At 68.9% G+C, this 22606-nt stretch carries 16 protein-coding genes; 11 read left to right on the top strand and 5 right to left on the bottom strand.

Annotated elements, in window-relative coordinates:
- Nucleotides 1-244 precede the first annotated feature (244 nt).
- Nucleotides 245-1201, top strand: a complete 957-nt coding sequence (locus tag H4N64_RS00095) for a hypothetical protein (protein WP_186279708.1) — start codon at nt 245-247, stop codon at nt 1199-1201.
- On the opposite strand, the gene H4N64_RS00100 is transcribed toward H4N64_RS00095, so the two are convergent.
- Both H4N64_RS00100 and H4N64_RS00105 read right to left on the bottom strand, forming a co-directional pair.
- Nucleotides 1173-2561 carry an O-antigen ligase family protein gene (locus H4N64_RS00100; protein ID WP_186279709.1) on the bottom strand — a complete coding sequence of 463 codons (1389 nt, stop codon included), beginning with the start codon at nt 2559-2561 and terminating at the stop codon, nt 1173-1175. The two genes, H4N64_RS00095 and H4N64_RS00100, sit on opposite strands and share 29 nt — an antisense overlap.
- Nucleotides 2562-2579: 18 nt before the next feature.
- The gene (locus tag H4N64_RS00105; RefSeq protein WP_186279710.1) at nt 2580-3998 is read right to left on the bottom strand and encodes a tyrosine-protein kinase domain-containing protein; all 1419 of its coding nucleotides are present in this window, start codon (nt 3996-3998) and stop codon (nt 2580-2582) included.
- 113 nt (nt 3999-4111) lie between these two features.
- On the opposite strand from H4N64_RS00105, the gene H4N64_RS46275 reads away from it, so the two are divergent.
- From H4N64_RS46275 to H4N64_RS00120, 3 genes are all read left to right on the top strand, one after another.
- Nucleotides 4112-5176 (top strand): glycosyltransferase, encoded by a 1065-nt coding sequence (locus H4N64_RS46275; RefSeq protein ID WP_186279711.1) that lies wholly within the window; start codon nt 4112-4114, stop codon nt 5174-5176.
- A 146-nt stretch (nt 5177-5322) separates the two neighbouring features.
- Nucleotides 5323-6021, top strand: a complete 699-nt coding sequence (locus H4N64_RS00115; protein WP_186279712.1) for a sugar transferase — start codon at nt 5323-5325, stop codon at nt 6019-6021.
- Nucleotides 6006-6953 carry an NAD-dependent epimerase/dehydratase family protein gene (locus tag H4N64_RS00120; protein ID WP_186279713.1) on the top strand — a complete coding sequence of 316 codons (948 nt, stop codon included), beginning with the start codon at nt 6006-6008 and terminating at the stop codon, nt 6951-6953. The genes H4N64_RS00115 and H4N64_RS00120 overlap by 16 nt, the downstream gene beginning before the upstream one ends.
- Nucleotides 6954-6966: 13 nt before the next feature.
- Here H4N64_RS00120 and H4N64_RS00125 read toward each other — a convergent pair whose 3' ends face one another.
- The gene (locus H4N64_RS00125) at nt 6967-7938 is read right to left on the bottom strand and encodes a class I SAM-dependent methyltransferase (RefSeq protein ID WP_186279714.1); all 972 of its coding nucleotides are present in this window, start codon (nt 7936-7938) and stop codon (nt 6967-6969) included.
- Between the two features lie 319 nt (nt 7939-8257).
- Here H4N64_RS00125 and H4N64_RS00130 point away from each other — a divergent pair, with 319 nt between their 5' ends.
- The 7 genes from H4N64_RS00130 (at nt 8258) to H4N64_RS00160 (ending at nt 16738) form a co-directional block, all read left to right on the top strand.
- Entirely contained in the window at nt 8258-9442 is a 1185-nt protein-coding gene (locus tag H4N64_RS00130; RefSeq protein ID WP_186279715.1) for a glycosyltransferase, read from the top strand.
- Nucleotides 9443-9476: 34 nt separating this feature from the next.
- Complete coding sequence (locus H4N64_RS00135) at nt 9477-10802, top strand: UDP-glucose dehydrogenase family protein (protein WP_186279716.1); 1326 nt, start codon at nt 9477-9479, stop codon at nt 10800-10802.
- A gap of 16 nt (nt 10803-10818) precedes the next feature.
- Nucleotides 10819-11796: a UDP-glucuronic acid decarboxylase family protein gene (locus H4N64_RS00140; protein ID WP_186279717.1), complete on the top strand. Its 978-nt coding sequence runs from the start codon at nt 10819-10821 to the stop codon at nt 11794-11796.
- Complete coding sequence (locus H4N64_RS00145; protein WP_186279718.1) at nt 11793-12860, top strand: glucose-1-phosphate thymidylyltransferase; 1068 nt, start codon at nt 11793-11795, stop codon at nt 12858-12860. The genes H4N64_RS00140 and H4N64_RS00145 overlap by 4 nt, the downstream gene beginning before the upstream one ends.
- Nucleotides 12857-13852: a dTDP-glucose 4,6-dehydratase gene (gene rfbB / locus H4N64_RS00150; RefSeq protein ID WP_186279719.1), complete on the top strand. Its 996-nt coding sequence runs from the start codon at nt 12857-12859 to the stop codon at nt 13850-13852. The genes H4N64_RS00145 and rfbB overlap by 4 nt, the downstream gene beginning before the upstream one ends.
- Nucleotides 13849-14754 (top strand): dTDP-4-dehydrorhamnose reductase, encoded by a 906-nt coding sequence (gene rfbD / locus H4N64_RS00155; protein WP_186279720.1) that lies wholly within the window; start codon nt 13849-13851, stop codon nt 14752-14754. The genes rfbB and rfbD overlap by 4 nt, the downstream gene beginning before the upstream one ends.
- Nucleotides 14755-14860: 106 nt before the next feature.
- Nucleotides 14861-16738 carry a glycoside hydrolase family 15 protein gene (locus H4N64_RS00160; protein WP_186279721.1) on the top strand — a complete coding sequence of 626 codons (1878 nt, stop codon included), beginning with the start codon at nt 14861-14863 and terminating at the stop codon, nt 16736-16738.
- On the opposite strand, the gene H4N64_RS00165 is transcribed toward H4N64_RS00160, so the two are convergent.
- Together H4N64_RS00165 and galE are read right to left on the bottom strand one after the other, a co-directional pair.
- Nucleotides 16683-21179, bottom strand: coding sequence for an aminotransferase class I/II-fold pyridoxal phosphate-dependent enzyme (locus H4N64_RS00165; protein ID WP_186280225.1), 4497 nt, complete (start codon nt 21177-21179; stop codon nt 16683-16685). The genes H4N64_RS00160 and H4N64_RS00165 overlap by 56 nt on opposite strands.
- A gap of 224 nt (nt 21180-21403) precedes the next feature.
- Nucleotides 21404-22501 carry a UDP-glucose 4-epimerase GalE gene (galE, locus tag H4N64_RS00170; protein ID WP_336246603.1) on the bottom strand — a complete coding sequence of 366 codons (1098 nt, stop codon included), beginning with the start codon at nt 22499-22501 and terminating at the stop codon, nt 21404-21406.
- Between the last annotated feature and the right edge of the window lie 105 nt (nt 22502-22606).

Genomic DNA, 22606 nt, shown 5'->3' on the forward strand with positions numbered 1-22606 from the left:
CGATTCAGGAGGCTCGGGGTAGAGTGCGCTACTCGAGCGGTGCCGACCGCTGAAATTCTTCCATGCATACGGAGTTCCTGGTTTGTTCCGAGCGCAGAGATCACACTTGGAGATATTCTCCGGTTCCAGCCCTGTCTCCCGAAGGTCGATGTTGGCGATGGCGTCAATCCCTCTTCTAGCTGCAGGGCGACGCCCTTCCAGCAACAGCGGCAACGTTCTCGTAGCGGACTACGCTACGCCTCAGTTGGCGGCCGACGCTGCCGTCGGCAAGCGCCTTGTCTTCCCGGCTGGGCGGACGTACACGGTCACATCGCTGTCGATTCCGTCCAACTGCTACGTCGAGGGGAACGGTTCGATCCTGCGCTTCCCGGACAACTCCACCGCGTCGACCACGCAGAGCGACGCGATCCTGACGGTGAGTGGATCGGGTGTCACGATTGACAACCTCAAGTTCGACGGGCGTGCGTCGAGCCAAGGAGCCACCTGGTCTCAATTCCGCCACTGCGTGAAGATCCATGGAAACTTCAGCAACGTGGTTGTCAAGAATTGCGAGTTCAGCAATATTATTGGTGACGGCGTCTATGTGAACATTGGAAGTTCCGCAAAGAATTGTGTTGTTGGGCCGAACAACACGTTCACGTCCGACCACTTCAACCGGAACGGTGTTTCCATCGTCACCGGTACGCAGATCGAGGTGTACAACAACACCTTTGTCAAGTGTTCGCGCTCCGGGATGCCTGGGCCGATCGACATTGAGCCCAACTCGTCCAGTGAGGCCCTGTCCGACGTATTTGTTCACCACAACACCATCGTCGGCGGTTCCGTGACCGGTTCGGGTACGCTGCCGGGCATCGTTTACAGCGGCTTCCAAAATGCGGCAGCCAACAACATCAATATCTACGAGAACAACATCAGTGGAACCAGGTTCACGCACGGCGTCATGATCATCGGCATCAGTGGCGGTCCGTTCAATGCCGCGAGGAACCTGAACGTCTACAGGAACAACATCCACGACATTGGAAGTGCGAACAGGTTCGGAGCCTGCATCAGTCACTACATCGGCGCGAATGTGTACGACAACACGTTCAACGGCATGCAGTGGGCCGTATACAACTACAAGGGTGCTCTGGGCACTTCGACCGGTAACACGTTCATCGGAGTGACAACGCCATTCACAAATGACGATCCGCGCTATGCGTAGCTGACTGCTTGACTCGTCCGTGCCCCTGGGACACCTCCGCTGTTCCGCCCCGGATGCGCGCACCGACCGGCAGGAGCGTGGCCGCGACGAGTGCGAAGGTCAGTGAATTGCTGATGCTGAAGGACCAGGGACGCTCCAGGACCGAGGTGAGCAGGATCGGTAGCAGGACGCAGGCCGCGACGGGAAATCCTCTGGCACCGCCCCGGAGCAGGAGATAGGCCAGCAGCGCGGCGAAGAGGACGAGTCCGATGATTCCGCCCGCGTACAGGACGTCGATCCATTGGTTGTGCAGTGAGGGCGATACAGCTGCGGGAATCTCACCCTCGTAATATTTTCCGGACCAGGCTTTGCCTCCGTAGCCGAGAAGCGGTGAGCCGGTCCACTCCTCCTTTGCCAGGTCCCAGATGGCGGCACGCAATCTGAGCTCGCCGGAGCCCGCATGACGGAAAGGCATCGCGAGACCGACGGCGGCCGCGGGGATGAGGGCGCACAGGGCCAGAAGGTTGCGTCCGGGTGTCCAGCCCCCGGCCGTGCCGGTCTCCTCGTCCGGGAGCCTGGGGCGCAGCATCGTCAGCAGGACCACCGTGGCGATCGCCGTCGCGCCGGCCAGCGCGCTGCCGGTGGCGACCGCCAGGAGAGCGAGGTAACACGCCAGAACCACGCGCACGGGTCCGCGCAGGCCCAGCCAGACGAAGGGTATGCACACGACCAACAGCAGGCTGAAGATGTTCTCGTTCGGGAAGACGCCCGCGTACAGGACTCCGAAGACACCGCATGCGTTGTCGCTCCGGCAGGGCCGGATGACGGTGGCCGGCTCGATGAGCGCCTCGACCCCGCCCAGCACGGTGTACAGCATCGCGACGGCGGCACCGCCGAGCAACGCGGAGCGTCCTGGACGCGCGACCGACGCCGCGAGCAGGATCGCGAGCAGGGTGAGCTGTCTGGGCGTCCAGAGCGGCTGACCGTGCAGGCCGTCGGAAGCGGCGAGTGTCAGGACGAGTACGACGGCGACGAGTGGTGCGGTATTGATGCGGGCACGTGCGATCAGCAGCCGGTGGCCGACGAAGATCACGCTCCCGGCGAGGAGCACACCGTTGGACACCGTGCCGACCCGGTTCACCCACTCCGGGAATCCGATCACGACATCGCCCAGGGGGCCCAGTCGCTCCCGTCGTCCGGCGACGATCACGTACAAGGTCGCGGGCAGGTTGCCCAGCGCTCCGACGAGGAAGACCAGTGTCGCGGTGTGGTCCCAGTCACCGAAGGTGCCGGCCCTGTGGAAGGCCACCGCCCAGGGGATCAGGGACAGCAGAGTCAGGATCCCGATGATCAGTACCGAGGTGGACTGCTCCTGCGTCATCCGGAGCCTCCCGTGTGCCTACCGGCGGTATCCGGCCGGGTCGTGGATGCCGGTGGGTACCGGCGGCGGCTGGTGCTCCGGTGTCGGAACGCTGCTCCGCTGTGCCGCCGCGCCGCGAGGGTGCCTGCCGGTGAGCCTCTCGGGCGGCGTGCCGGTGAGAACGGCACCCAGGACGTGGGCGCGGACGGTGGCCAGGCTGTCGAGTGCACGGCGGACCAGGTCGTAGCGGATCCTGCCGATCCGGATGACGAGGAGCACGCCCTCCGCCTCCGCGGCGAGGATCTCCGCGTCGGCGAAGGGCAGCAGCGGCGGGCTGTCCACCACCACGAGGTCCGCGTCCGCCTCAAGGGTGCGCAACAGTTGGGTCATGTACCGGGACGAGAGCAGTGCGCTCGGGTCCGGCGGCGGACCGCCGCTTGCCAGTACCCTTATCGGCCCGGCCTCCCAAGTCTGCAGGGCGTCCTCCAGCCTTACCTTGCCGGTGACCACGTCGGTCAGTCCGGCTGTCTCACGAAGGCCGAGCGCCTCGGCCAGGCGTGGCCGGCGAAGGTCCCCCTCGACGAGGACGACGCGCTGACCGGTTCGCGCGAAGCTCGTCGCCAGATCGATGGCGGTCTCGGTCCTGCCTTCACCGGGGAGGCTGCTGGTGACGAGCAGCGAACTCGGCATGCGTCCCTTGCCCGAGAAGCGAAGCCGGGTCCGAAGCTGGCTCAACGCTTCGTCGTGCCGCGTCGTACGGGCCGGGGTTCCCGCGCGCACCCGACGCCGGTTGGGCTTCGGGAGAGTGCCCAGCGTCGTGAGGCCCAGACGACGACGGATGTCGCCCGCCGAGCGGACAGTGGTGTCGAGTGAATGACGCAGCACGGCGCCTGCCGTACCGACCACGACACCGGAGAGCAGACCGATCGCCGCATTCAGCGCCGGACGGGGACTCGTCGGCGTCGACGGCGGCTCAGGGTCACCGACGACGCTGGCCTTGACCAGTGGTGGGGCGTTCGCCGAGGACTTCTCGATGCTGTCGATGTACTTCGTGAACTCGACGGCGGTCTCGTCGGCGATCGCCTGCGCACGTGTGGCGGACCGGTCCTGCACCCGGATGTCGACCAGGGTCGTGTCGAGCGGCGCCTGCGCGCTGATCTTCTTCGAGAGCTGCTCGGGTGTGGTGTTCAGATCCAGCCGCGAGATGACGTCATCGAGTACCGCCTGACTGTTGGCGATCTTCGTATAGGACTTGACCCGCTGCTGCGTGAACAGACCGCCCGCGTAGGCGTTGGTGCTGTCCTTGTCACTGGTGGCGATGAACAGCTGCGCCTTCGCCGTATAGGTGCGCGGCGTCAGGACCGTCACGGCAACGGCCACCGCCAGTCCCAGCAGCGCGCACACCATGACGAACCGCCATCGCTGGCGCAGTACATCGATGTATTCGCGGAGATCCATGGGTGCTCCTCTGTGGATCCGCGTGGGCAACTTGACCCTGCGTGCAGATACAGGCATATTCTTGTTTACGACGTAAATGTACGGTATCAGCGTATAGCCCGGGATGTGAACCCGTGGAAGATTTCCTGGATCACTGTGCGATCACTCCCTATGGCCGGCGAGCCGGCAGCTCACGGGTCCGCGTCTTCGAATGGCTGGACCGCGTCGACACGGACTTCACGGTCAGTAGCTACGCCTCACTCGCGGATGCCGCCCCGTCCCGTCTGGCCCGGCACCCCGTGTCCGTGGCGCGGGCGGAACTTCGGCTGCACCGCCTCTCGTCCACGCGACCGCGACGCCTGCTGCTGCACCGGGAGGCGTCCCCGCTCAGCCGCGGCTGGTGGGAACGGCGGCTGCTGACCTGCGCGGAGTTCGCCGTGTACGACTTCGACGACGCCCTGCAGTGGGACCGGGGTGCCGGGGGTCTGGCCCGCAGGCTGGCGCCGAAGGCGGGCAAGGCGCGGACCGCCGTGAGTCATGCGAACCGGGTCATCGCGGGCAATGACGTTCTCGCCGACTGGGCCGCACGACACCACGGCGATGTCGTGGTGATCCCCAGCTGTGTGGCGCCGGAGGACTACACACCGAAGACGTCGTACGCGCTGCACGACCCGCCGCGACTCGGCTGGATCGGCTCGCCCCACAACGAGGCGTACCTGCTGCTGGTGGCGGGAGCCCTTGAGGAGGTTCACCGCCGCTGTGGCGCCCGCCTCACCCTCGTCGGCGCGGCGAGGCGCTCTCTGGGCCGCCTGGAAGCCCTCATCGACCGTGTCGCCTGGAGCCCCGACAGTCAGCGAACCGCACTGGCCGATGTCGACATCGGCCTCATGCCACTCCCGGTGACCGACTACAGCCTGGGCAAGTGCGGCTACAAGCTGCTCCAGTACGGCGCCGCGGGACTGCCCGCGGTGGCCACGCCGATCGGGGCGAACGCCGACATCCTGCGTCAGTTCCAGATGCCGGCCGCCGGTGACGACGCTGAATGGGCCGAAGCGATCCGGGGTTTGCTGGACGGCTCGGACGCCACCCGGGAGCGGCTGGGACGCCGTGCTCGGGCCGTCGTCGGCCGGCGGTACTCCTTCGACGTCTGGCTTCCGCGATGGACAGCGGCCCTGGAACTCGGGGAGGTGGCGTCATGACCGAGGCCGCTCATGATCCCCTCCCGGCCGGCCTCGGTGTCCGACCGGGCGGAGGGGCCGACGGGCGCGACACACCGGACGGAGTCGACGAAAGTACACCTTCCATGGGCATCACTGGTCACGCACACCGGCAGGCACTACCGCCCATGGCCCCGGTACCGCTCACGGTGCCGCGCCGGGCCCTGGACATCGTCGTCGCCCTGGCGCTGCTTGTCCTCCTGTCGCCTCTGCTGCTGTTCCTGACCGTGCTGGTGCGCACCACGAGTGGCCGACCGACGGTCTTCCGGCAGCAACGCATGGGGGAAGGCGCACGTGAGTTCACCCTCTACAAGTTCCGCACCATGCGGCCCGACGCCACCGGTCCCGGACTCACCAGCGGCTCCGACCCGCGCGTGACCGGCACGGGACGGCTGCTCAGACGCTTCGCCCTGGACGAACTGCCGCAACTGTTCAACGTCCTGCGCGGCGACATGACCCTGGTCGGCCCGCGCCCGGAGCCCGCCGAACTGGCCCGCCGTTTTCCGCCCGAGTACCAGTGGATGTTCCGCCACCGCCCCGGGCTCACAGGGCCCTGCCAGCTCCATTCGCGTTCACACGCGGCGCTGCTCAACGGCATGCCGGATCCGGAGGAGTACTACCTCTCGGTCATGGTTCCGCGTCGTGCCGCCATGAACGCGGAGTTGCTGGCGCACATCACACTGACCACCGTCGTGCGCTACCTCGCCCGGACACTGTGGTACCTCCTGTCCGCCGCCTGGGACCGTTCAGGCGGCTCGTCCGGCCGACCGGGCGGCGACGCGACACGGCGCACCGAGGAGGGCCGGTCCTTATGCGTGCGGTCGTGACCGGGGCAGCCGGATTCATCGGCTCCCATCTCTGCGAACACCTGCTGTCCTGCGGCGACGACGTGACGGGCGTCGACGCGATGACGGACTACTACGACCCCGAGCGCAAGCGGGAGAACCTCGACTCGCTCCTGAACCGGGACCGGTTCACCTTCCGCCGGGTGGATCTGACGGTGTCTCCCCTGGAGCCGGTCCTCGCCGGGGCCGACGCCGTTTACCACCTCGCGGGCCAGCCCGGCGTACGAGACTCCTGGGGCCCGGAGTTCGCCCTCTACGTGGAACGCAACGTCCTGGTCACCCAGCGCGTACTGGAGGCGGCCCGCGCCACCGGACCGGGTCGGCTGGTCTTCGCGTCCAGTTCGTCGGTCTACGGGGACGCCGAGACGTATCCGACCAGCGAGGCACTGCTCCCCAGACCCGTGTCCCCGTACGGCGTGACCAAACTGGCCGCGGAGCATCTGTGCGAGACCTACCGCACCGCTTTCGGTGTTCCCACCGCCTCCCTGCGGCTGTTCAGCGTCTACGGCCCCCGGCAGCGACCCGACATGGCCTTCTCCCGGCTGATCACGGCCGCCCTCACCCAACGGCCGTTCCCGCTGTACGGGGACGGTGAGCAGAGCCGCGACTTCACCTATGTCACAGACGTGGTGACCGCCATGCGCCGCGCGGCGCTCTCCTCGTGGAGCGGCGTGGCCAATGTCGGCGGCGGCTCCGAGGTGACGATGAATCAGGTCATCGCCCTGCTCCGGCTGTCGGGGGCCTCCGTCCGTGTGGTCCGGATGCCCCGCCGGCCCGGCGACACCCGCCGCACCGCCGCCGACATCACGCTCGCGCGCCAGGCCTTCGGTTACCGGCCCGCGACGGACGTACGGGACGGACTCGCGGCGATGGTGGAGGCCGCGCGCACGGGCCGGCCGGTGCCGGCCGTATGACCCCTGGGCGGCTTCAGGCGTCCGTCTGCGCGCCGCGGTAGTAGGCCACGATCTCCGCCGCCGACATCTCGCCGTCGCGCTTGCGCCCCAGGAAGTAATAGGCGGCGGCGTCGTCCGCCGCGTAGCTTGCGGGGACGAGGCGATCGAGGGCGCGCAGCCAGCACAGCAGTCCCCGCGCGCCGCGGCCCGCGAGGGTGGAACGCGTCAGCCCGCGGACCAAGTGGTCGACGCTCCACAGCAGTTGGGTGCCGGGGCCCGCGACGGGGCCGGCGCCGAGTTCCTCGAACCGCCGGAAGAGATAGCGGTGGCCACTCGCGGTGAAGCGCGTGAAGTCGTACGCACCGGCGTGCACCTGTTGCAGGAAGGGGGTCTCCGCGTAGACGAGTCCGTCGTCCTTCAGGACGCGGTGGATCTCGGTGACGACCAGCGCCGGATCAAGCACGTGTTCCAGCACTGCCTGCACCAGCACCGCGTCGACGCTGGCCGCGGCCAGCGGAATCTGGTGGGCGTCCGCGATGAACTGGGTCACCGGGCTGGGGACGATGTCGAATCCGATCACCTGGATACGAGGATCGCGATAGACCGCGTCCACACCGTTGCCGATCGTGGCTCCGCCGACCACCAGCAGCCTCGGGGCTGAGCCGAGGAGCCCCCGCAGCAGCAGATCGACGTTCCGGACCGCGACACGATTGGGCGGTTTCCAGACGTGGGCCAGTACGGCGGGCAGCCGGTCGGCACGCGCGGCGGGGTTCGGGGACGTGCGGCCCCCGCGGTACGCCCCGGTCGAGAGTGCCTCGCGGTGCAGAACGCTGCGTTCGAAGTCGACGAGGACCGGCCACCTCCCCGTCACGGGGAAGTCCGTCGGCGCGTGGTACGGGCAGCCGGGCGATGTGCAGTGGAACGCGCCGCGCCCATCGGCCAGCGGGGACCGGCAGCGCGGACACACCAGCAGATGCCTGAGGTCTGCCAGTTCGATCAGGGCCATATGCGCTCCTCCGAAGGGCCGGGGCCCTCCCCGGGCCAGTATCGACGGCCTGGACCCCAGCGGCATCCGGAGCTGCCGGTGTGCTTCCGCGTACTCGATCGTCCCGGCTTGACCTGCCTTCAAGGCGGAGAGAGCATGTACATATACAGCGTAAATATACGCATTCGGGAAGGGGTGATGAGCGATGGCGAATCGGGCTCTCGCAGCCCCGACCGGTCGGCCGGGCACCGCACCCGGCTGGCCCGCACCGCCCCCGCGTGTGGCATCGGGGGACCGTTTGCCGCCGGAGCCGGTTCTGCCGCGGATCAAGGTGCTTCATGTGATCACCCGCCTCCAGGGAGGCGCCGGCGGTAACACGCTGCTGTCGGCCATGGGCATGGACCCCGGCCGGTACGAGGTGTGGATCGCGGGCGGGCCGGGCGGTGAGCTGTGGGACCGGGCACGGACAGCGGGAGTGCGCACGGTCGAGATACGGGCGTTCCGCCACGTCCTGACCCCCGCGGACGTAGTGGTGCTGTGGCGGCTGGTACGACTCGTCCGCCGCGAGCGCTTCACGATCGTGCACACCCACTCCGCGAAGGGCGGGTTCCTGGGGCGCCTGGCAGCGTGGCTGTGCCGCACACCAGTGGTGGTGCACACCTTCCACGGCCTCAGCTTCCACGACCGTATGCCCCAGCCCCGACGCGGAATGTACCGCTGGCTGGAACGGGCGACGAGGCGTTGGGCCCACCGCTATCTCGCTGTCGCGCCGCGCGTGGCGCGACAGGTCGTGGAGGAGCGTCTGGCTCCCCCCGGCAGCGTACTCGTCGTGCCCTCGGCGGTGGAGCTGGGGCGGATCCCCGACCGGTTCGATCCGTCCGCACGGCACGCGCTCGGCGCGCCGCCCGGAGTGCCCCTCATCGGAACCGTCGGACGGATCGACGCTCAGAAGGCCCCCCTGGACTTCGTCCGGATGGCTGCCGCCGTCCACGAGAGGTTCCCGGACACCGCCTTCACGATGATCGGTGACGGCCCCCTGGAAGGGGAGGCCCGGCGACTCGCCGCGAGGCTGGGTGTCGAGGTGAGGTTCACCGGACACCGTCCGGACGCCGCCGAGCTGGTGGCCGGACTGGACGCCTTCGTGATCACGTCCCTGTACGAAGGGCTGGGCCGCGCGCTCACCGAGGCACTCGCCGCTGCCCGCCCGGTGGTCGCGACGGCCGTCAACGGAGTCCCGGACATGGTGGAGCACGGTGCCACGGGCCTGCTCGCGGAGCCGGGCGACCCGAAGAAACTCGCCCTGGCGGTCTGCTGGCTCCTCGAACACCCCGAGGAAGCCGCCGCCATGGGACGGCAGGGACGAGAGCGCGTCCGCTCGGTCTTCGCACCCGAGGTCATGTGCGCCTCCCTCGACGCCTGCTACCGCGACCTGCTGGGCCTGCCGAGAACGTGGTCGGCCCCGGCCGTCACCCCCAGCCATCGCCGCACGACGCCCGCCGATCCAGTGCGGGCGTACACGGCGTGACATCCGTGTCATCCCCACGGCCTCGGAGACCGACATGCGCCTGACAGTCATCGGCACCGGATATGTCGGAGCGGTCCACGCCGCCTGTATGGCGGACATCGGGCACGAGGTCCTCGGCGTCGACATCGACGCGGAGAGGATCGCCGCGCTCACCAGCGGCAGACCCCCCTTCTACGAGCCCGGCCTGTCCGAGATGCTCATGAAGGCGGTGGACACGGGCAGGCTGAGCTTCACCACCTCACTGACCGAGGCCGCCTGGTTCGGCGACACGCATTTCGTCTGCGTCGGTACTCCGCAGCGCCCCGCATCGGGCGCCGCCGATCTGCGCCACGTCGAGGCCGCCGTCGACGGCCTGGCGCCGTATCTGCACGACAGCGGGTACGAGCGGGTCCTCGTGGTCGGCAAGTCCACGGTGCCGGTCGGCACGGCGGACCGGCTGACCCGGCGGCTGCACGCGGTCGCTCCGTACGCGGACATCGCCTGGAACCCGGAGTTCCTCCGTGAGGGCTGCGCGGTCCAGGACACCCTGCGGCCGGAACGTATCGTGGTGGGCGCCCGTTCGGAGCAGGCCGTGGCGCGACTGCGGGAGCTCTACGCGCCTCTGCTGGACGCCGGCACCCCGTTCATCGGCACCGACCCGGCCACCGCCGAGCTGGTCAAGCTGGCATCGAACTCCTTCCTCGCCACCAAAATCTCCTTCATCAACGCCATGGCCGAGATCTGCGACGCCACGGGTGCCGACGTGCTCACGCTGGCCGAGGCGATGGGCCGGGACTCCCGCATCGGCCCCCGCTTCCTGGCTCCAGGCCTCGGTTTCGGCGGCAGCTGTCTGCCCAAGGACATCCGGGCCTTCACCGCCCTGGCAGAGGAACTCGGCCTGGGCGAGTCGGTGGCCTTCATCCGTCAGGTCGACGAGATCAACACACGACAGCGCCTGCGCACCGTCCACCTCGCGCAGCGGCTCGTCGGCGGGTCCTTCGCGGACCGGAGCGTCGCGGTGCTGGGGGCTGCCTTCAAACCTCACAGCGACGACGTACGGGACTCGCCGGCGCTCGCGGTCGCGGACGAGATCCGGCTCCGCGGAGCCCGGGTCCGCGTCCACGACCCCGAGGCGGTCGACAACGCCCGGGCCGCCCACCCCGCGCTCCAGTTCGCCCTGGACGTGGCCAAGGCGTGCGAGCAGGCCGACGTCGTCCTGCACCTCACCGAATGGCCGCAGTACCGGGAACTCGACCCCGCCGCCCTCGCCACGGTGGTGCGCACCCCGGCCATCGTCGACGCGCGCAACACCCTCGACCCGGTGGCCTGGCACTCGGCGGGATGGACGCTGCGCGCGCTGGGCCGCCCGCGGCTCGGCTGAGGGGGGAAGAGGAGCCATGCGTGTCGTCGTATCCGGTGGAAGCGGCTTCCTGGGATCGCATCTGTGCGAAGCGCTGCTCGACAGAGGCGACAGCGTGTGTTGCCTGGACAACTTCTCCTCGGGCAGATCGGCCAACATCGCCCATCTCCTGCGCGAGCCCGGCTTCGACTGCACGGCCTGCGATGTCACGGTCCCCTTCAGGTCCTCCGGAGACGTGGACGCCGTCGTACATCTCGCGAGTCCCGCGTCGCCGTTCGACTACGGCCGTCTTCCGCTTCAGACGCTGGCCACCGGCAGCCGGGGTACGGAGAACCTGCTGCGGCTGGCCGTCCGGCACAACGCGCGTTTCGTCCTGGCCTCCACCAGCGAGGTCTACGGCGACCCCCAGGTGCATCCCCAGGACGAGGACTACTGGGGGAACGTCAATCCCATCGGACCCCGCAGCGTCTACGACGAGGCCAAGCGCTTCGCCGAGGCCCTCTCCATGGCGTACCGGCGCAGCCAGAGTGCCGATGTCGGGATCGTCCGGATCTTCAACACATACGGTCCCCGTATGCGTGCGCAGGACGGCCGGGTGGTCTCCAGCTTCATCAGCCAGGCCCTGGAAGAGGAACCCCTGACCGTGTTCGGCGACGGCAGCCAGACCCGGAGTTTCTGCTACGTCGACGACATGGTCCGCGGCCTGCTGGCCATGATCGATTCGGATCTGCCGGGCCCCTTCAACCTCGGCAATCCGACGGAGCGGACGGTGCGGGAACTCGCCGAACTGGTGCTGTCGATCACCGGATCGGGCAGCGAGCTGCGCTTCCTGCCGCTGCCCGCCGACGATCCCGCCCGGCGACGGCCTGTCATCACCCGTGCCCACCAAGGGCTCGGCTGGCATCCGAGGGTGCCCCTGGAAGAAGGGCTGCGGCACACCGTCGACTGGTTCCTGTCACAGCCGGACACACATGTACGACCCCGGGAGCGATCCCGAGTGGGGCGGCCGTCATGAAAGCGCTTGTACTGTGCGGGGGAGCGGGCACCCGGCTCCGTCCGATCACCCACACCTCGGCGAAGCAACTGGTGCCGGTGGCCAACAAACCGGTGCTGTTCTACGGCCTGGAGGCCATCGCCGCCGCCGGTGTCACGCAGACCGGCATCGTGGTGGGAGACACCCAGCGGGAGATCCGCGAGGCGGTCGGTGATGGTTCCCGGTTCGGTCTGGACGTGACCTACGTGCCGCAGGAGGCCCCCCTCGGGCTCGCCCATGCCGTCCTGATCTCCCGGGACTTCCTGGGCGACGACGACTTCGTGATGTACCTCGGCGACAACTTCATCGTCGGAGGGATCTCCGGCGTGGTCGACGACTTCCGCCGTGAGCGGCCCGACGCGGCGATCCTGCTGACCCGTGTGCCCGAACCCACCGCCTTCGGGATCGCCGAACTCGACGCGGCGGGCCGGGTGATGGGTCTCGAAGAGAAACCGCAGCGACCCAAGAGCGATCTGGCACTGGTCGGCGTCTATCTCTTCTCTCCCACCGTGCACGCGGCCGTACGGGCCATCGGGCCGTCCCGCCGCGGCGAGCTGGAGATCACGGACGCCCTTCAGTGGCTGATCGAGACGGGCCACGACGTGCGTTCCACGACGATCTCCGGGTACTGGAAGGACACCGGGAACGTCACCGACATGCTGGAGGTGAACCGCTCCGTCCTGGAAACGGTCGAACCGGGGATCGACGGCAGCGTGGACGGGGCGAGTGAGATCATCGGCCGGGTCAGGATCGAGGACGGCGCCAAGGTGTTCGGCAGCCGTGTCGTCGGCCCGGCCGTCATCGGCGCCGGCACCGTGATCGCCGACTCCTACGTCGGACCGTTCACCTCGATCGCCGAGGACTGCCGTATCGAGGAGAGCGAGATCGAGTACTCCATCGTGCTGCGGCGGGCGTCCATCGTCGGTATGCGCAGGATCGAGGTCTCGCTGATCGGCCACAACGTCGAGGTGACCCCCGCGCCCCGCACCCCCTCCGTGCACCGGCTGGTGCTCGGCGACCACAGCAGAGTGCAGATCCCGACATGACCACGACCCGCATACTGGTCACCGGCGGAGCGGGGTTCATCGGCTCCCACTACGTCCGCACGCTGCTGAGTCCGGACGGCCCGCCCGACGTGGCGGTCACCGTGCTCGACAAACTCACGTACGCCGGCAACGCCGCGAACCTGGACGAGGTCCGTGACGCGGACGGCTTCGCCTTCGTACGAGGAGACATCTGCGATCCGGAACTCGTCGGCAAGCTGGTCTCCGAGCACGACCAGGTGGTGCACTTCGCCGCGGAGTCGCACGTCGACCGGTCCATCCTCGACGCCGACGCGTTCATCCGCACGAACGTGCTCGGTACCCAGACCCTGCTGGACGCGGTCCTGCGCCACGGCCTCGGCACCTTCGTCCACGTCTCCTCCGACGAGGTCTACGGCTCGATCGGCCGGGGCTCCTGGCCGGAGACCGACCCGCTGCGGCCCAACTCGCCCTACGCCGCGTCCAAGGCCTCGTCGGACCTGCTCGCGCTGGCCCACCACCGCACCCACGGCCTCGACATACGCGTCACCCGGTGCTCGAACAACTACGGCCATCACCAGTTCCCCGAAAAGGTCATCCCCCTCTTCATCACGAATCTGCTGGACGGCATGCCGGTACCGCTCTACGGCGACGGCCTGAACGTCCGCGACTGGATCCACATCGACGACCATGTGCGGGGTATCGAGCTCGTCCGTACCGGTGGCCGCCCCGGCGAGGTCTACAACATCGGCGGCGGCAACGAACTGTCCAACCGGGAACTGACCGGCCTGCTCCTGCGTGAGTGCGACGCCGGCTGGGACATGGTCACGTTCGTCGAGGACCGCAAGGGCCACGATCGCCGCTACTCGGTCGACTTCACGAAGATCCGTACGGAGCTCGGCTATGCACCGCGGAAGGAACTGGCCACGGGGCTCGCGGAGACCGTCGACTGGTACCGCACGCATCGCTCCTGGTGGGAGCCGCTGCGGCAGCGGGCCGAGAGGTGGGCGTCATGACCTGCGAGTGGTTCGTCACCGGAGCGGACGGCATGCTGGGCCGGGAACTCGTCTCCCGGCTGAAGGCCCGCAAGGTGGAAACCGTCGCCGCGGACCGCCGCCGCCTGGACATCACCGACGCCGACGCCGTGCGCGCGGCCCTGGACCGGTACCGCCCCGCGTTCGTGGCGAACTGCGCCGCGTGGACGGACGTGGACGCGGCGGAGTCCCACGAGGCGGAGGCGCTCGACGTGAACGGTCACGGCCCGGCCCGTCTCGCCGAGGCCTGCCGTGCCCACGGCACGATCCTGCTCCACATCTCCACCGACTACGTGTTCTCCGGTGACAGCGACAGGCCGTACCGGGAGACGGACACCCCGGCCCCGCGCACCGCGTACGGGCGGACCAAGCTCGTCGGGGAACGGGCCGTCCTGACGACTCTTCCCGAGACCGGCCACGTGGTCCGTACGGCTTGGCTGTACGGGGCGGGAGGCGGAAACTTCGTGCAGGCCGTGATCAGGCTGGAAACGGCCCGGGACACCCTCTACGTCGTCGACGACCAGCGTGGGCAGCCCACATGGACCGGGGACGTCGCCGACCGGTTGATCCTGCTGGGGAACTGCGCGCGGGCGGGTACCGCGCCGCCCGGTGTGTACCACGCGACCAACAGCGGTCAGGCGACCTGGAACCGCCTTGCGCGTGAGGTGTTCCGGTTGCTGGGCGCGGACCCGGCAAGGGTGCGCCCCATCTCCAGCGCCGCCCTGCCGCGTCCCGCGCCTCGCCCCGCGTACAGCGTTCTCGGCCACAGCTGCTGGTCGGATGCCGGGCTGCCGACGCTGCGCCACTGGTGCTATGCCCTGGTGGACGCGTTCCCCGAGCTACGGGCTGCCGAACGCAGGCGGTGGGCACGGCAGGCCGCGTAGGCGGGCAGCAGCCCACCGCGCTCGGCCTCGATGAGCGTGGGCGCGGACGCACAGGATCGCCGTATCCTGGAAGAGCGGCAAAGCGTACAACGGCGTAATTCCGATCATGAGTACACCCATTGAGGATTACGCCCTCATCAGTGACCTCGAAACCGCCGCCATGGTCGGCAGGAACGGATCCATTGACTGGCTGTGCCTGCCCCGATTCGATTCACCCGCCTGTCTGGCCGCTCTGCTGGGCACGGAGGACAACGGATTCTGGCGGGTCTCTCCCGTCGCCCGCGGTCCCTGTACGCGCCGGGCGTACCGCCCGGACACGCTGATACTGGAATCGCGGTGGGACTCCGCAACCGGGTCGGTGCGGGTCACGGACTTCATGCCGCCCCGTGCTCAACTGCCGTGCATCGTCCGCGTGGTCGAAGGACTGTCGGGTTCCGTGACCATGCGCAGCGAACTGCGGCTGCGTTTCCACCAGGGCCGCGTCGTGCCGTGGATCCGCGTCACCGGCCGCAGCACCGTCGCCGTCGCAGGGCCGGACGCCGTCTGGCTGAACGCCGACGCTCCGGTGCGAGCACTCGACAGGCACGACGGTGCGGACCCCGCGGTCCGCGACTCGACGGTCCTCGACTTCACCGTCCCGGCCGGCCGACGGCTGGCCCTGACCCTGGTGTGGTCGCCGTCGCATCTGCCTGAGCTGCCCGCACCGCTGTGCGTCCCGGCGGAGACGGCTCTGAAGGAGACCGGCGACTTCTGGCGGCGCTGGGCCGGCCAGTGCCGCTACGAGGGGCCATGGCGGGATGCCGTGGTCCGCTCCCTGATCACGCTGAAGGCGCTCACCTACGCCCCCACGGGAGGCATCGTCGCCGCGCCGACGACCTCGCTCCCCGGATGCATCGGCGGCGAACGCAACTGGGACCACCGGTTCTGCTGGCTGCGCGATTCCACCCTGACCCTGTCCTGCCTGCTGCGCAGCGGCTACCGGGACGAGGCGGCCGCATGGCTGGACTGGCTGGTGCGGGCCATCGCGGGAGACCCCGCCGATCTGCAGACCGTGTACGGCGTCGGAGGCCAGCGGCTCCTGCCGGAGACCGAGGCACCGTGGCTGACCGGCTACGAGGGGTCGCGGCCGGTCCGGTTCGGGAACTCCGCGGTGAGCCAGTTCCAGCTGGACGTGTACGGCGAAGTTCTGGACACGCTCCACCTGTCCCTGCGGGCGGGCATCCGCATGCCGGCGCACGTGTGGAGTCTGGTGGAGGCGATGATGGGCCACCTCCACCGGCACTGGCGTGAGCCGGACAAGGGGCTGTGGCAGGTCCGCGGGCCCCAGCGCCAGTTCGTGCATTCCAAGGTGATGGCGTGGGTGGCCGCCGACCGCGCCCTGCGGATGGGGGTGCTGCTCGGCAGGAACGGGGCATCGGGCGAGTGGCGGGCCATGCGGGACGAGGTGCACCGGCAGGTGTGCCGGGAGGGGTGGGACGTGCAGCAGCGGTCCTTCGTGCAGTCCTACGGCTCGTCGGCCCTTGACGCCTCGGCGCTGCTGATTCCCCGGCTCGGCTTCCTGCCGGCCTGGGACGAAAGAGTGCGCGGTACCGTCCGCGCGATGCGGGAGCTGGACCATGGCGGGTTTGTGCGGCGGTACGCGCCCGACAATCAAGGAGAGCACAACAGTCAGGGCGTGCACAGCGTGGACGGCATGCATGGCATTGAAGGCGCGTTCGTGGCGTGCTCCCTGTGGTACGCGGACGCCCTCGCCGCGACCGGCCATGTGGAACGGGCCCGGGAGGCCTTTGAAAGAGTTCTCGCCATCCGTAACGACGTCGGTCTGCTCTCGGAGCAGTGGGATCCGGACGCAGGCCGTCAACTGGGCAACGCGCCGCAGGCGTTCAGCCACATCGCTCTGGTGGAGACGGCGTTCGCCCTGTCGGGTCTCAGCTCCTGCGCCGCAGGGCGAAGCGTTCCGAGAGCGCGGTCAACGTCTCGTTGAGCCGGTCGATGTCCTCGTCGGAGTTGAGCGCCGTGATCTGGATGCGGAATCCGACACGGTCATGGGGGACGAGAGGGTAGGCCGCGAGCGTCACATAGATGCCGTGGTCCCACAGGAATCGGGCGACCGCTCCCAGCTCCGACGCGTTGACGAGGGGGATCTCGATGATCGGCAGCTCATGGACACTCGGCGTGTCCAGGCCGAGGCCATGGACGTGATCGAGCACCCGTACGGTCTTGCGGTGCAGATCGGCGCGGATCGCGTCACCACGGCGGTCGTTGACCTCCAGACCGGCGAGTGTCGTGGCGAGGGAGGCAGTCGGCGAGGGGCCGGAGTACAGGTAGGGGGCCGCGGCGATCTTCAGGTGGTTCTTGAGCCAGGAGGGCAGTGCGATGAAGGCCAGCATCGAGGAGTACGCCCTGGAGAAGCCGCCGACGAGCACGATGCCGTCGTAGGTCTCGCCCATGTGCCGGACCACGCCGTTGCCGCGGGATCCGTACGGGCACAGCTCGTCCGCCCTCCGCTCCCCGATGACGCCGAAACCGTGCGTGTCGTCTATGTACAGCGTCGCGTCCCGTTCCCGGCAGACGCCGACCAGTTCGGGCAGGTCGGGGATGTTCCCGCTCATGTTGTCGACGCCGTCCAGGCAGACGAGCCGGGAATTGCCGGACGGTACGGCACGCAGCAGAGCGTCGAGCTGGTCGGGCCGGTCGGCGTGGAAACGCTGCAACCTCGCGCCGTGGGCCTGGGCCGCCACGCATCCGTCATGCACGGTCCGGTGCGCCGTGGCCTCGACGAAAACGTACCCCTGGCCGGTGAGGACGGGGATCACCGAGGCGTGGATCAAGGTGGCGGTCGGCAGGAGCAGCGTGTCCGGCGCTCCGAGCAGCGCCGTGAGCCTCTCCTCGATCTCGGGGTAGAGCCGTGGGCTGCCGAGCAGCCGGGACCAGCTGGGGTGGGTTCCCCAGCGCCGGACGGTGGGCTCGATCGCGCCGATGATCTCGGGGCTCCAGTCGAAGCCCAGGTAGTTGCAGGAGGCGAAGTCGATCAGCCAGTGATCTCCGCTGCGGATGTGGCGGCCGCGCACTTCGTCCAGGACCGCGTCGCTCATGGGACTCGTCTGCCGCAGGTGCTCAAGGTCGCCCCAGCGTGGATCACGCCGTGTCCGCGGGGGCTCGGCGGCGGTGGGTTCGCGCGTGGTTGTGCGCTCCTGGCGCTCCTTGTCCGCGGCCGTCTCGTCGTCTGTTCCCGGCTCGCCTCTGCCGGCCCGGGCTCGGCCCGGTGCCGCGTTCGGCCGCATGCCGATGGGCCCCTGTGCCGCCGCGCCGCCGTCCCGCGGCGATGGCTGGTCTCCGTTGCGCTGTCGCAGGACGACCTCGCTCTGCTCCACCGTCATCGGCCGTGCGAACAGATATCCCTGCCCGAACCGGCAGCCGATCCCGGCCAGCAGCTCGCGCTGGGCCGGCTCCTCGATTCCCTCGGCGATCACCTGAAGGCCGAGCGTGTCGGCGATGCGGATGATTCCCTCGACGAGCGCGACCTGTTGGGGGTCCCGCGTGATGTCGTCGATGAACGTCTTGTCGATCTTGAGTACGTCGATGGGGAACTCCCGGAGATGGCGCAGCGAGGAGAGTCCGGTGCCGAAGTCGTCGACGGCGATGCGTACGCCGAGATTCTTCAGCGCCCGTATGAGCGCGTCGAACTGGTCGTCCCGCTGCATGAGCACCGACTCGGTGATCTCCAACTGCAGCGAGCCCGGAGCCAGGCCCGGGGTGTCGAGCGCCTTGCCCACCTCGTCGAGGAAGCCCGCGTCCCGGAACTGGCGGCCGGACACGTTGACGCTGACGTACGGCGGTGCCGACCGCTGGCTCTGGTGCTGCAGGCGTGCGATGTCGGACGCAGCGTTCTGCAGGACCCAGGAGCCCAGCAGCGTGATGTGTCCGGTCTCCTCGGCGAGGGAGATGAACTGCTGCGGAGGGACCAGACCGCGTCGGGTGTGCGCCCAGCGGGCCAGTGCCTCAAAACCGACGACCTCGCCCACGGTGATGTCCACGACTGGCTGGTATCGCAGGGCGAACTCCTCCTTGGCGATCGCGTGGTCCAGGTGCGCCTGCAGGTCGTGCCGCTCCACCATGCGGACATGCAACTGGGGCTGGAAGTGGCGCCACTGGCGCTTCCCGGCGGCCTTGGCCGCGTACAGGGCCAGATCGGCGTGGGCCAGCAGTTCCTCGGCGTCCGCGCTGTCCAGCGCCGTGGCCACGCCCACGCTGGCGGAGACGCTCACCGAATCCTCGGACAGCTGGAAGGGCCGATTGAGGGTCTGTATCACCTGGGCGGCCAGCAACTCGGCGTCGAGAGGCTTCTTCGCGTCCTCCATCAGCACCGCGAACTCGTCACCGCCCAGTCGCGCCGCGGTATCGGTGCGGCGCAGCGTCTCCGACAGGCGCTCTCCCACGGCGCCGAGGAGCCGGTCGCCGACCGAGTGGCCCAGGGTATCGTTGACGATCTTGAAGTCGTCCAGGTCGATGAAGAGCAGACAGGTGAGAGTCGACTCCCGGCGGCCGCGCAGCATCGCGCGCTCGGTCCGTTCCAGCAGCAGCGTCCGGTTGGGCAGGCCGGTCAGCGCATCGTGAAAGGCCCGCTGAGTGAGCTCGTGCTCCAGTTGACGCTGTTCGGTGACGTCCCGCAGGGTGATGACAAGTCCGTTGACGGTCTTGTCATGCCGCAGGTCGCGGCACCTCACCTCGACTTCGATACGACCGCGGTCCCGCAGAACCCACCAGTGGTCGTGGGCCTCCTGCCGCCCGTTCTTCCGCATGGCCGCCAGCATCCGGTTCGCCCGGTAGCGATCCCGGGGATCCACCAGGTCCTGCAGCGCCGTACCGATCAGCTGGGCGCTGCCGAACACGGCTTCCGCGGAGGGACTGGCATATCGGACGGTGGTGTCGTCGTCAACGATGAGGATGACGTCCGAGGCGTTGTGCACCAGTGTGCGGAAGTACGCCTCGCTTTCCTTGCGAGTGATCTCCTGCCGGAGCCCGATGCGTTCCGTCGCCAGCCCCGCGTGCGAGGCCAGGATCTCCAGCGAGCCGCGCATCTCGGTGAGTTGCCGCTCGGGCCCCGCCGCCAGCAGCGCGCCCGGAAGCTCGCAGCCGGCCGGACGGTCGGGCTGGATCATCGGGCACACCAGGGCAGTCGGCAGGTCTCCGAGTTCGGTGGCCGTGCGCGGTCCGAGCGCCGTGACGGGGACCATCAGCGTGTGGTGGAGGGCGAGGCCCGCCGGCCCCTCCTCGGGGGCCCCACCGGTGTCCGTGACGGGTCCGTCGCCGGGTCCGTCACGGGACCGGGCCTGTAGCACATACAGGTCCTGGGCGTGCCTGGCCGACAGCAGCATGGAACCGTGCTGGACTTTCGGCCCGAACAGTGCGGTCACCGCCGTAGCGCAGGCCTGCGCGATCTCCTGCGGTCTTTCCGCCGCCACCAGTGAAGCGGTCGCCACGTGCAGCGCCAGTTCACGCGCCACGGCCTTGCGGTGGGCCACGACCATGCCCGCGAGACGGAAGATCACCAACAGGAACAGGGCACTGGAGAAGACGGCGAACACCGTCGTGTCGGGGTCTGCGCCCACCTGCTCCTCGTAGAGCAGGATCCCGGGCGCGATCAGGGTGGCTGCAGCGAGCAGCACGAGCCGTGGCCACGGCGGGCGCCGGGGCTGCGGCTGAGGCACGGTGGCGGTCAGCGCCGCCATGGAGGGGTGCAGCGCGGCCAGCCCCCAGGCCGTGCAGAAGACGATGCGGCCGGAGTCCAGCAGCGTGTCGGCCTGCCAGGCCCCGTTGAGCTGGAGGATTCCGTAAGCGATGTCGAAAGCGAGCAGCGTGACGGTGCCGAGGACGAGCAGCTGTACGGCGCGGTTGCCGCCGGAGACGGGGGTGGGAGCGAGCAGCCGGGCCAGCATCGCCAGTACCAGCACGTCGCCGAGCGGGTAGGCGAGGCTGATCGCGCGCTGCTGCCAGGTCAGGCCCTCCAGCCGTGCGAGGGGCTGCATCAGATAGACCCAGACCGGCAGGGCGAGCCCGGCGGTGATGATCAGCGCGTCCAGCAGACTGGGCAGGTCACGGTCCACCCAGCGGTACCGGATGAGACCGAACAGTCCCGCCGCCATGAGCGGGTACGCGGCGAGGCAGAACGCGGCCGCGGGAGAGAGGAACGGATGGACATACTCTTCGCGCGCGTTGTAGTGGGTACTGCCCGCGGCTAAGGCCGACAGTCCTGCGGCCAGTACCCACCAGGGCCAGCGGTGCGCGGGCCGGTGCATGTGCGCTCCGATGAGGATGGCGGCGGCACCACCCAGCCCGATCGCGGCCAAGAGCGGCGCGCGTGTTTCCGGGGTGGTCATGTACAGGCTGGTGGCGGCCCCGACCAACGCGAGGTACACGGCCATCAGCCGGTGGGCCAGCAGCAACGCCAAGCGCCTCCCTGCGTTGAGGAACACCAGCTCGCGAACACGCGGCGCCGTGCGCCTTTCTAGATCGTAGGCATGACAGGCACCGGGCTGCATCTCGTCACCGCGGCGGCGACGACCCCGGCCGGCGGAGCAGATGCCGAGGGCCCAGGGGGTTTTGTGAGAGTGCCGCACAGCACCCGCACGGGACTTTCGCAACACCCCTAGGCCTTCGTGTTCGGCCGCCGAGCGGAGCCCGCGTAGCCGTGGGGGTTGAGCTGCTGGAACCTCCAGGCGTCCCGGCACGTGTCGGCGAGGTCCCGGATGGGGCGCCAGCCCCAGGCGCGCGCCACGGCGGTCGCGTCGGCGACGAGTTCGGCCACGTCGCCGGGGCGGCGGGCCGCGACCTCGTACGGAATGGGCCTGCCGCACGCCTCGGAGAACGCGGTGACGACGTCGAGGACCGAGCTGCCCTTGCCGACGCCCAGGTTGTACACACGCATGCCTGGTCCGTCGGCGAGATGGTCGAGCGCGACGCGGTGGGCCTCGACGGTGTCCATGACGTGGAGATAGTCGCGGATCGCGGTCCCGTCGGGCGTGGGGTAGTCGGCGCCGAACACGTGGACCCGCTTCCGTCGGCCGATGGCCACCTGGGCCACGTACGGCATCAGATTGTCGGGTGTGCCGTGGGGATCCTCGCCGAGCAGCCCGCTGGGGTGAGCGCCGGCCGGGTTGAAGTACCGCAGACACAGCACGGTGTACTCGGGGCACCGGTGGCAGACATCGGCGAGGATCTGTTCGCAGATCCATTTGGAGGCCGCGTATGGATTGGTGGGCCGGGCCGGGGTGGCCTCGTCCAGCGGTCCGGGTCCGGCGTCGCCGTAGATCGAGCAGGAAGAGGAGAACACGAGCTGGTGCACGCCGTGCTCGTGCATGGTCCGGAGCAGAGCGGTCGTGCCGCCGACGTTGGTGTCGTAGTACTCGACGGGCATCCGTGTCGACCCGCCCACTGCCTTGTGCGCGGCAAAGTGCACGACGGCGTCCACGGAGTGGCGGTCGAAGACGGCCGAGAGGGCGCGTCGATCACGGATGTCCAGCTCATAGACGGCACCGACGAAACGGCCGGCGATCCGTTCCACACGGGTGAGGACCTGCGGAGTGCTGTTGGAGTAGTCGTCGACCACGATCACCTCGTAGCCGTGGTCGAGCAGTTCGACGCAGGCATGACTGCCGATGAAGCCGGCTCCGCCGGTGACGAGGACCGTGGACGGTGGACTCGTGGGCGTCACTGCTTCGCGCGCGCGGCGTCGGTCTGTGTTCACTGCACCTCACTGGCCCGGGGTGGCGGCGAATGTCGGGCGGAAGGCGTGATGGCCACGGCTGCCGGCAGCGACGAAAGGATCAGGCATGGGATGACGGGCAGCCGT

It is taken from the genome of Streptomyces cupreus, from assembly GCF_014257025.1.
Taxonomy (GTDB): Bacteria; Actinomycetota; Actinomycetes; order Streptomycetales; family Streptomycetaceae; genus Streptomyces; species Streptomyces cupreus.

Bases quoted from the DNA above. Each gene is read 5' to 3' on its own strand.
- H4N64_RS00100 (WP_186279709.1), bottom strand. From the start codon at position 2,561: ATGACGCAGGAGCAGTCCACCTCGGTACTGATCATCGGGATCCTGACT.
- H4N64_RS00105 (WP_186279710.1), bottom strand. From the start codon at position 3,998: ATGGATCTCCGCGAATACATCGATGTACTGCGCCAGCGATGGCGGTTC.
- H4N64_RS00115 (WP_186279712.1), top strand. From the start codon at position 5,323: ATGGCCCCGGTACCGCTCACGGTGCCGCGCCGGGCCCTGGACATCGTC.
- H4N64_RS00120 (WP_186279713.1), top strand. From the start codon at position 6,006: ATGCGTGCGGTCGTGACCGGGGCAGCCGGATTCATCGGCTCCCATCTC.
- H4N64_RS00125 (WP_186279714.1), bottom strand. From the start codon at position 7,938: ATGGCCCTGATCGAACTGGCAGACCTCAGGCATCTGCTGGTGTGTCCG.
- H4N64_RS00135 (WP_186279716.1), top strand. From the start codon at position 9,477: ATGCGCCTGACAGTCATCGGCACCGGATATGTCGGAGCGGTCCACGCC.
- H4N64_RS00140 (WP_186279717.1), top strand. From the start codon at position 10,819: ATGCGTGTCGTCGTATCCGGTGGAAGCGGCTTCCTGGGATCGCATCTG.
- H4N64_RS00145 (WP_186279718.1), top strand. From the start codon at position 11,793: ATGAAAGCGCTTGTACTGTGCGGGGGAGCGGGCACCCGGCTCCGTCCG.
- rfbB (WP_186279719.1), top strand. From the start codon at position 12,857: ATGACCACGACCCGCATACTGGTCACCGGCGGAGCGGGGTTCATCGGC.
- rfbD (WP_186279720.1), top strand. From the start codon at position 13,849: ATGACCTGCGAGTGGTTCGTCACCGGAGCGGACGGCATGCTGGGCCGG.
- H4N64_RS00160 (WP_186279721.1), top strand. From the start codon at position 14,861: ATGAGTACACCCATTGAGGATTACGCCCTCATCAGTGACCTCGAAACC.
- H4N64_RS00165 (WP_186280225.1), bottom strand. From the start codon at position 21,179: ATGGCCGTGTACCTCGCGTTGGTCGGGGCCGCCACCAGCCTGTACATG.